Here is an 8,660-nt window from a genome sequence, read left to right as displayed (position 1 = left end):
CTGGTGCTGCCGGAAAGAAGAGTGCGGCATTACCCAAGGGCGGTAAAAAAGAAGCCGCAACGTTATCCGCTGCGGCCTCCATTAAGATCTTAACTGACAAGCATTACGCCTGATGCGCCCTTTCTGTTTTAATCCGCCAGCAGATGCCCGTACATCGACATTAGCCTGCGGGTCACACCGTTGGTCCAGCCAAATCCATCCTGCAGTGGATATTCACCGCCGCCACCCGGACGGGCGCGATCGCCGCTGATGTCATACTTCTCCACCAGCTTGTGATGCAGCGAATAGAAGTTCTTCACCGTGGTCAGCCAGTTAACGGCAATCTCTGTCGCCAGCGTCTCTTCGCCGTAATGATTCAGACCCACTACCGCCATCCATTGTAATGGTGCCCAGCCGTTGGGTTTATCCCACTGTTCACCGCTCTCTACCATCGATGTCACCAGACCGCCCTGCGTCAGCAGCAACTGGCGCAGCGCCACCGCCTGCAGATGCGCTTGCTCCGGCGTGGCCAGGCCGAGGAACAGCGGCACCACAGCCGCTGCCGTGAAGGCACCAAAGCGTTCGTCGCGCCAGTTATAATCACGGTACACGCCTGCGGTGTCATCCCACAGATAACGATGAATCGCCTGCTTACGCGTGTCGGCTTTCTTCTGCCACGCCAGCGCCGTCAGCTCTTCGCCTTTAGCATGCGACAGGGTGGAGATCATCAGCTCCAGCTTGTAGAGAAACGCATTCAGGTCCACAGGGATAAACTGTGTAGTGCGAATGCTGGCCAGACGTTGCGGATCGCGCAACCAGCGCGAGGAGTAATCCCAGCCCGATGCGGCACCGGCACGCAAATCGCGGTACACCTCATTAGCCGGTCGGCTCGATTTGCTGGCAGTTTCCACGTCTTCCATCCACGACTCATCGCGCGGGGTGTCGCGGTCATCCCAGTAGCGGTTGAGCAGCGAGCCATCGGGCATGCGCACCACGTGGCGATACGCCTGATGTGGCATCAGCTCGCCCGCGCCATCCATCCAGAACTGATACTCTTTCATCAGCTGGTCGAGATAACGTTTGGCACCGCGAATCCCATCCTCTTCAAACAGCTCCACCATCAGGGCAAACACCGGCGGCTGTGAGCGGCTGAGATAATAGGTGCGATTGCCATTGGGCACGTGACCGTAGTTATCGATCAGCCATGCGAAGTTGTCTGCCATATCGCGCAGCAGATCGTCACGCCCGGCATCTGCGAGGCCAAGCATGCTGAAATAGGAGTCCCAATAATAGGTCTCACCAAAACGCCCACCCGGCACCACATAAGGTTTTGGCAGCGGCAGCAGCGATGAGTGCGGTAAATGCTGTTGCGGCATTTTGGTTAACACCGGCCACAACTCGTCAATATGTTCCGTTAGCGATTTATCAGGATTGGAAACATAAAAGCTTTCATTCACCTGGGGTAAATAAAAATGGTCGTGCACGAATTTTTCGAGATCGAATTCGGCCGAGCGACGAGTGCGACGATAGCGGATTAATATATCCAGCGGATCATATTTTGGCGCGCAGTCCGGAAATGTTTTTCCATCCGGAAATATGCGCGACATCTGCACGTGCTCGAACAGTTCAAGGTAGCGATCGGCAGGGGTGAGCGCATCTGGCGCGGGCAGACCCTGGATCAGCTCCGGTTCCGGCTCAGAATCCTCCATGCCTTCGCGGATAAATTCGTGAGGATCGTATTGATACCCCAGATCAGCATGGGCTTCGTGTTCCCCGAAAGCTTGACGTTGCTGGTGGTTAGTATTAATAGCGGCCTCCTGAAATTGCCTGGTTGCTCAAAGCACAAATTATAGAGCTTTGAATAGCTGAGACAACAATGCGAAATATCTATGAACGTAATAAATCTTGTCGATTGATCCGGCTTTTTAGTGAATTTACAGCGATTACAACAAGCTATATTTCAGGAAGTGAAAGCAGTGTTTTAAATACTGGTTCAAATCAGCGCACAGAATTATCTGTAAATAAGAAAATCGCCATTATTTGGCTTAAATACCGCGTTTGGCTTTGATCATTTGATGGCATACGAGACGGGAATCAGGCCAGCTCGGGCTGGCCTGAACAGGCATTATTTTGCCAGTGTGGCTTTAATCACCTCGGCATAAGGCGTGGTCGGGCGACCAATCAGTTTGCTCAGCGCTCGGCTGTCATCAAACAGCCCGCCTTGTGCGGCACCGGCATCGGAGTCCGCCAGCAGTTCTGCCAACGCATCCGGCAAACCGGCGCCTTTCAATGCTGCCTCAAACTCAGCAGGGGGCAGATTGATGTAATCCACTTGCTCGCCAGACTGTTTAGCAATCTCGGCGCTGAACTCGGCCAGCGTATAGCTCTCATCACCAGCGAGCTCATACACTTTACCTGCCTGATCGTCACGGCTGATCACTTCAGCGGCGGCGGCGGCATAGTCCACGCGAGCGGCCGATGAGATGCGGCCTTCACCCACCGCGCCAATAAAGGCGTGATGCGCCAGCGCTGGGGCAATACTGGCGGCATAGTTTTCGGTGTACCAGCCATTACGCAGCAGGGCATAGGGCACGCCTGAGGCCTTAAGCATCGCTTCTGTGGCGCGATGCTCTACGCCCAGACCCAGCGTGGTGGTGTCCGCATGCAACAGGCTGGTGTAAGCGATAAACTTCACGCCCGCCGCTTTTGCCGCATCAATCACCGCCTGGTGCTGCGCTTCACGCTGACCCACTTCGCTGGAAGAGATCAGCAGCAGTTTGTCGACGCCGCTGAATGCGCTTTTCAGCGTGTCTGGCTTGCTGTAATCCGCCGTGCGCAACGTCACGCCCAGCGCTTTCAAATCGTCTGCTTTCTCAGGTGAACGCACTGCCGCAATCACCTCGCTGGCAGGGACTTTCTTCAGTAACTCGTTAATCACCAAACGGCCCAGTTGGCCTGTGGCACCGGTAATCGCAATCATGATGTTCTCCTTCAGTTTGAGCTGGAATGAAATCAGCCTAAGGGATAAACTAACTTTTAGTAAGTACTTACAGATTTGTTAGTTTGGAAGAGGCAGCATAAATGTCTGAAAAATTGAGTAATAAATTTATCCGCGGCGAGCTGCTTAACGTCAATTGCCCTTCACGCGACGTGCTCAAGCGCATCACCAGCCGCTGGAGCGTATTGGTATTATTAGCGCTGCGCGAAGAAACGCTGCGTTTTAGCGAACTGCGCCGCAAGATTGGTGGCGTCAGTGAACGCATGCTGGCGCAAACGCTGCGCTATATGGAAGAAGATGGGTTTATCGAACGCATCGCCTATGAAGTGGTGCCACCGCATGTGGAGTATCGACTGACGCCGCTCGGGCGTGAAGTTGAAGGGCATGTGATTGGCCTGGCCGACTGGCTGGAAAGCAATGTGCACCGCATTGTGAAGGATGCGCAATCCGCCTGAATCGCGAGGTCGGCGCGCGGCGCTGACCTGACCTTTTTTCACTTCGATCATCATCACATTTTTTCCTGATCTTCCCCTTAATCTCTCGATCCTTCTCACAATTTATGACCAAAAAACAGCGGTTACCCGTAACCCCGCTGGCGCGCTCTCCAGCCTGTATCTACGTTGTATACAATCCGCATCCAACTTGAATTTGATGCGTTACGGGGCCAAAAACACCACGGCCAAAAGGTTAATGCTGTCGTCATGAGGTACGTCATGCCACAGGGACAATCTAAATCGATAACGCTGGATAAGGCGATCAGTGCACGCAGAACGAACGTGCGCTGGCTGGTGGTCGCCGTGCTGTTTTTTGTCACGCTGATTAACTATGCCGACCGCGCCTCGATCTCGCTGGCGGGGCCGGGGATGGCAAAAGATCTCGGACTCAACGCCGTAGACATGGGCGTGATCTTTTCGGCATTCGGCTGGGCCTATGTGCTGTTCCAATTGCCGGGTGGTTGGTTGCTGGATCGCTACGGCTCGAAACTGATCTACAGCCTGAGTATCTTTTTCTGGTCGCTGTTCACCCTGATGACCGGCCTCGCGGGCTTTGTCACTGGCGCGGCGGCGGTCGTGGTGGTGTTTTGTCTGCGATTTTTAGTCGGTGCGGCGGAATCACCGTCATTTCCGGCGAACAGTCGCCTGGTGGCGGCCTGGTTCCCGGCTTCTGAGCGCGGCACGGCGGCGGCGATCTTTGCCTCCGCGCAATACGGTGCCACCGTATTTTTTGCCCCACTGATGGGCTGGCTGGCACATACCTACGGCTGGCACTCGGTGTTTACCGTGCTGGGTCTGATCGGCATCGCCTTCCTGCCGCTATTCCGCAAACTGGTGCACGACCCCTTGTCCCATCCGATGACGAACCAGGCTGAGTTGGATCATATGCAGCAGGGTGGGGCGCTGGTGAATATGGATGGCGATAAGCACAAACCGCGCCTCAGCTGGCTGAAACAACTACTCAGTAGCCGCATGATGCTGGGCATCTACCTTGCGCAATATTGCTTAAACGCGATTGGCTTCTTCTTCATCACCTGGTTTCCGGTTTACCTGGTGCAGGAAAAGCACATGACCATCATGAAAGCGGGGTTTGTCGCTGCCATTCCGGCAGTATGCGGATTCCTTGGCGGCATTATGGGCGGCTTCCTGTCAGATGTGCTGATTCGTCGCGGGATGTCGCTGTCACTGGCGCGCAAACTGCCGATTGTCTGCGGCATGCTGCTGTGTTGCGTGATGGTAATGTGTAATTACACCGACTCAGAAACTTCCGTTATCGCGATTATGGCGGCCTCTTTCCTCGGCAAAGGCATAGGCGGCATGGGCTGGACGGTCAACGCTGACACCGCGCCAAAAGAGATCGCAGGTTTATCCGGCAGCGTGCTTAACACCTTCAGCAATGCGTCGAGCATCACCACGCCGATCATCATCGGCTTCATCCTGCAACTCACCGGATCTTTCAACGGCGTGTTGTGGTTCGTGATCGCACATGCGGTGGCAGTGATCCTTTTCTATCTGTTCATGGTCGGCAAGATCAAACGTTTTGAACTGCGGGATGTTGGGGAGGAAGCGTAATGGAGAGTCCTGGCTACAAGCCTTCGTTCAGCGAAATAGCGTATCGGCGTATCAAAGAGATGATTTTGTCACTGACGCTGGCTCCGGGTAGCTCATTGACAGAGATGGGATTGATTGACCAGTTGGGCATGAGTCGCACGCCGATACGTGAAGCGCTGTATCGCCTGCAGCAGGAACGCTTTGTGGAGTTGACGCCACGCAAAGGCTGGTTCGTCAGCGAAATCAAATTGCAGGATATTCAACAGCTGTTTGTCATTCGTGAGGCACTGGAAGGGATTGCCACGCGGCAGGCGACGCAGCGAACGCCTGATCATGAGCTGGCGGTGATGGCGGATAAGCTGGCCGCGCTGGAGCAAGGTCTGCGTGACGATGAACTGAATGCCACCGATGCCGGTGATGAGATTCATACGCTGATCTTTGCGCACGCCGACAATCCTTATATCAGCAGCATCATGACGCTTTATCTGGATCGTCTTCAGCTGTTTCACGTTATCGCGATGAATCTGCCAGGCCGTAAATGGCAATCCTGGCTCGAGCATTGTCAGATTTTAGCGGCCATGCAGTCGCGCGATGCCGATGCGGCCGAACAGGCGATGCGACTACACATCCGCAGTAGCCTGCAAAGTATTCTGGAAGGGCTGATGCAGCAGCCCGGCTTCCCCTCTCCCGGCGTGCGACTCACGCCCTCTCTTTGACAGGAGTTACGATGCGCAAGGCGATTATTTTTGGCGTTGACGGCCTGACCATGCCGCTGCTGCAACGCTATGTGGCACAGGGCGCGCTGCCCCACATTGCCCGCATGTTACAGCAGGGTTCTGCAGCGGAGTTGCTGCCCTTTATCTCGGCATGGGGCGATGTGAACTGGGTGACCTTTCTGACCGGGCAGAGTCCCGGCACCAGCTGGATTGGCCAGGGATTGCCGCCCGACAATCAGCAAAGCCACAACTTGCTGGCAACCCTGCAAGAGGCTGGACAGCGTGCGGCACTGGTGCATTTTCCGGAAAGCGTCAAAGCCGATGGCGACCACTTCAGCTTTGCGCCCTATTGGGGACGTGCGCAGGCGTGGCCGGGCGAGATATTCCGTCCGATGGGGCACACCACGCGTCTCGCCGAGCGTTTAGGCCAGGGCGGTGCAAAGCAACAAACGCTGGGCTGGCCACCGAAAAGTGCGCTGGCGTATCACAATAAAGGCGCGTGGCAGGCGCTTGAGGTGAGCGAAGAGGGTTATGTCCTGTGGTTACGCGGCGGGCAGGGTGATGAGCTGGCGTTAACGCTGCAGGTTGAGCAGGGACAGCCCTCCCTGCTGCTCGGTGAAAAGCGGGTTGTCCTGCCGATCGGAGAGTGGTCTGCCTGGCTGTCGCTTGCCGCTTATGACATTCCTGGCAGCGTGCGTTTTTACTGCGGTGAATGCGACACGCAGGGCAATATCGAAATTTTGCAAAGCCAGGTAACGCGTGCCAATGCCCTGAGCAGTGATGCGCGTTATTTACAGCAGCAAACACCTTTCTTCAGCAAATGGGTGGCAAAAGCGGCGCCACATACCCCTTATCTGGCGGCAACCTGGCAGGAGGGAGATGAGCAGTCACAGTGGCTGGTGGATAGCGCGCTGGAATTAACGCAACGGCAGGGGTTTGCATTGTGGGCCACGGTGCACCGACTGGTGGACGAGTCACACCACAACTGCCTTGGGCAGACCGATCCGGATTCCCCGTTCTTTGATGCACAGCAGGCAGAGCAATACGACGCGGTGATGCGTCGCAGTTACCAAATCCTTGATCACAGCATTGGCCGCTTACTGGATGAAACGGACGAGGAAACGCTGGTGATGCTCGCCTCCGATCACGGGGCTGTGCCCAACAGTTATATGTGCGACATCTATCGTTATCTGCAAAAGCAGGCGCTGGCCGTGCTGGACGCGCAAGGTTTGCCGGATATGGCCCGTTCGCCGCTCTATCTCAAAGCAGAGCGCGGTGGTTTGGAAATCTTCGTGAATCATGACGTCGTTGCACCAGCGCAGGTTGACGATCTCTGTGCGCGAACCCTGCAGGCATTGAGCGGCTGGCAGGTGCAGGAGGGCGATGGCGTGCGTAACGCGGTGAGTATCGCGCTGCGACGTGACGATGCAGTGGCTCTGGGATTCTGGGGCGACTGCGCAGGCGACATTGTCTTTGCCTACAACACCGGTTTCGTCTGGGGCGTTAGCCAGATGGGTGAAGATATTTGTGCTGTAGAGGAGCCAGGCGCAAATCATGGCCCGCAGAAACCCACCGCAGAAACCGCGCTTGGCTCCAACTATGGCGTGATGCTGGCATGGGGCAAAGGCATTCGACAAGGTTACTACCATCCGCGCCAGCAGCGAGGGCCTTACCGCATGACCGATCCGGCGGCAACGCTGGCGCACTGGCTTGGCCTTGACACACGCGATCTCGATGGACGCATCATGAGTGAAATTTTTGACACCCCGCAGGAGCCACAATCATGAAAATCACCGCGGTTAACACGCACCTGCTAAGTGCCAAACTTAGCCAACCGTTCGCCTATTCACGTGCCCGTTATGATACCCGCACCGCGATGCTGGTGGAGATCGTGACCGATCAGGGGCTGGTTGGCTGGGGAGAGTGCTACGGTCCGGCGCGCATCACCAAAGCGGTGGTGGAGGAGCTCGGGCAGATGTTGATTGGCGAAGATGCATTGCGCAGCGAGTTTCTCTGGCAGGAACTTTACGCCAGACTGCGCGACCACGGCCAAAAAGGCGTGGTGATTCAGGGATTGAGCGGCATTGATATCGCGCTGTGGGATCTGCGCGGCAAATATTTTGGCGTCCCGACTTATCAACTGCTAGGTGGCGCCACGCGAACCGAAGTGCAGGCTTACGCCACCGGATTGTATCGGCGTGACAGTGGGGATCCGCTGCACTATTTGTGCGAAGAAGCGGCGGGTTACATAGAGCAGGGATTCCAGGCAATGAAGCTCAAAGTGGGATTTGGCGTGAGTGAGGATGCCGCCGTGACGCGGGCCATTCGCGACACCATTGGCGAAGATGCGGCGCTAATGATCGATGCTAATCATGCCTATGATGCGATAGCCGCCATTCGGCTTGGCCGGGAAGTGGAAGAGCTGGATATTGGCTGGTTTGAAGAGCCAGTGCCGCCGGAAGATTTAGCCGGCTACCGTGCAGTGAAAGCCGCGATTGATATCCCGGTAGCCGGTGGCGAGTGCGAATTCACCCGCTATGGTTTCCGCGAAGTGCTGACACAGCAGGCGATGGATATTATCCAACCCGATATTTGTGCGGCCGGTGGTTTATCAGAGTGCAAGAAGATTGCTGATATGGCGCAGGCGTTTGGTGTGCGCGTCAATCCGCATGTCTGGGGCAGCGGCATTGGTATTGCAGCTTCGTTACAATGGATGGCGACAGTGCCCACGCATACGCCCACGTCGTTACAGCCGGTTCAGCCGCTGCTTGAATTCGATCAAACCGAGCATCCGATTCGACAGGCCATCATTGCTGAGCCCATTGTGCAGCAAAAAGGGTGGGTGCAAATCCCGAACGGGCCGGGATTAGGCATTGAAATCAATCGCGATGCATTGCGACATTTCGCACTGTAGCCGTGAGA

The 8,660-nt window shown here is 55.9% G+C and carries 8 protein-coding genes; 6 read left to right on the top strand and 2 right to left on the bottom strand.

The window, feature by feature from the left end:
• Window positions 1–128: 128 nt before the first annotated feature.
• A complete protein-coding gene (gene treF / locus WFP70_RS14745) occupies window positions 129–1,787 on the bottom strand; it encodes an alpha,alpha-trehalase TreF (protein ID WP_052127430.1) in 1,659 nt (552 codons plus the stop codon).
• A gap of 68 nt (window positions 1,788–1,855) precedes the next feature.
• On the opposite strand from treF, the gene WFP70_RS14740 reads away from it, so the two are divergent.
• A complete protein-coding gene (locus tag WFP70_RS14740) occupies window positions 1,856–2,047 on the top strand; it encodes a hypothetical protein (RefSeq protein ID WP_337023689.1) in 192 nt (63 codons plus the stop codon).
• 57 nt (window positions 2,048–2,104) lie between these two features.
• Here the strand turns inward: WFP70_RS14740 and WFP70_RS14735 are convergent, their stop codons facing one another.
• A complete protein-coding gene (locus WFP70_RS14735) occupies window positions 2,105–2,959 on the bottom strand; it encodes an SDR family oxidoreductase (protein WP_337023688.1) in 855 nt (284 codons plus the stop codon).
• Between the two features lie 101 nt (window positions 2,960–3,060).
• On the opposite strand from WFP70_RS14735, the gene WFP70_RS14730 reads away from it, so the two are divergent.
• The 5 genes from WFP70_RS14730 (at window position 3,061) to WFP70_RS14710 (ending at window position 8,652) form a co-directional block, all read left to right on the top strand.
• A complete protein-coding gene (locus WFP70_RS14730; RefSeq protein ID WP_034823303.1) occupies window positions 3,061–3,432 on the top strand; it encodes a winged helix-turn-helix transcriptional regulator in 372 nt (123 codons plus the stop codon).
• A 258-nt stretch (window positions 3,433–3,690) separates the two neighbouring features.
• Window positions 3,691–5,043 (top strand): MFS transporter, encoded by a 1,353-nt coding sequence (locus WFP70_RS14725; protein WP_337023687.1) that lies wholly within the window; start codon window positions 3,691–3,693, stop codon window positions 5,041–5,043.
• Window positions 5,043–5,738, top strand: a complete 696-nt coding sequence (locus tag WFP70_RS14720; protein ID WP_337023686.1) for a GntR family transcriptional regulator — start codon at window positions 5,043–5,045, stop codon at window positions 5,736–5,738. The genes WFP70_RS14725 and WFP70_RS14720 overlap by 1 nt, the downstream gene beginning before the upstream one ends.
• A gap of 11 nt (window positions 5,739–5,749) precedes the next feature.
• Window positions 5,750–7,525: an alkaline phosphatase family protein gene (locus WFP70_RS14715; protein WP_337023685.1), complete on the top strand. Its 1,776-nt coding sequence runs from the start codon at window positions 5,750–5,752 to the stop codon at window positions 7,523–7,525.
• Complete coding sequence (locus tag WFP70_RS14710; RefSeq protein ID WP_160833027.1) at window positions 7,522–8,652, top strand: mandelate racemase/muconate lactonizing enzyme family protein; 1,131 nt, start codon at window positions 7,522–7,524, stop codon at window positions 8,650–8,652. Before WFP70_RS14715 ends, WFP70_RS14710 begins: the two co-directional genes overlap by 4 nt.
• Window positions 8,653–8,660 lie beyond the last annotated feature (8 nt).

It is taken from the genome of Pantoea sp. USMM079 (assembly GCF_037153115.1).
In the GTDB taxonomy this organism is placed as follows: domain Bacteria; phylum Pseudomonadota; class Gammaproteobacteria; order Enterobacterales; family Enterobacteriaceae; genus Pantoea; species Pantoea communis.
This window is presented reverse-complemented; position numbering and strand designations above follow the sequence as displayed.

Excerpts from the sequence above, each read along its gene's own strand:
- WFP70_RS14740 (WP_337023689.1), top strand. The coding sequence starts at position 1,856 with ATGCGAAATATCTATGAACGTAATAAATCTTGTCGATTGATCCGGCTT.
- WFP70_RS14735 (WP_337023688.1), bottom strand. The coding sequence starts at position 2,959 with ATGATTGCGATTACCGGTGCCACAGGCCAACTGGGCCGTTTGGTGATT.
- WFP70_RS14730 (WP_034823303.1), top strand. The coding sequence starts at position 3,061 with ATGTCTGAAAAATTGAGTAATAAATTTATCCGCGGCGAGCTGCTTAAC.
- WFP70_RS14725 (WP_337023687.1), top strand. The coding sequence starts at position 3,691 with ATGCCACAGGGACAATCTAAATCGATAACGCTGGATAAGGCGATCAGT.
- WFP70_RS14720 (WP_337023686.1), top strand. The coding sequence starts at position 5,043 with ATGGAGAGTCCTGGCTACAAGCCTTCGTTCAGCGAAATAGCGTATCGG.
- WFP70_RS14715 (WP_337023685.1), top strand. The coding sequence starts at position 5,750 with ATGCGCAAGGCGATTATTTTTGGCGTTGACGGCCTGACCATGCCGCTG.
- WFP70_RS14710 (WP_160833027.1), top strand. The coding sequence starts at position 7,522 with ATGAAAATCACCGCGGTTAACACGCACCTGCTAAGTGCCAAACTTAGC.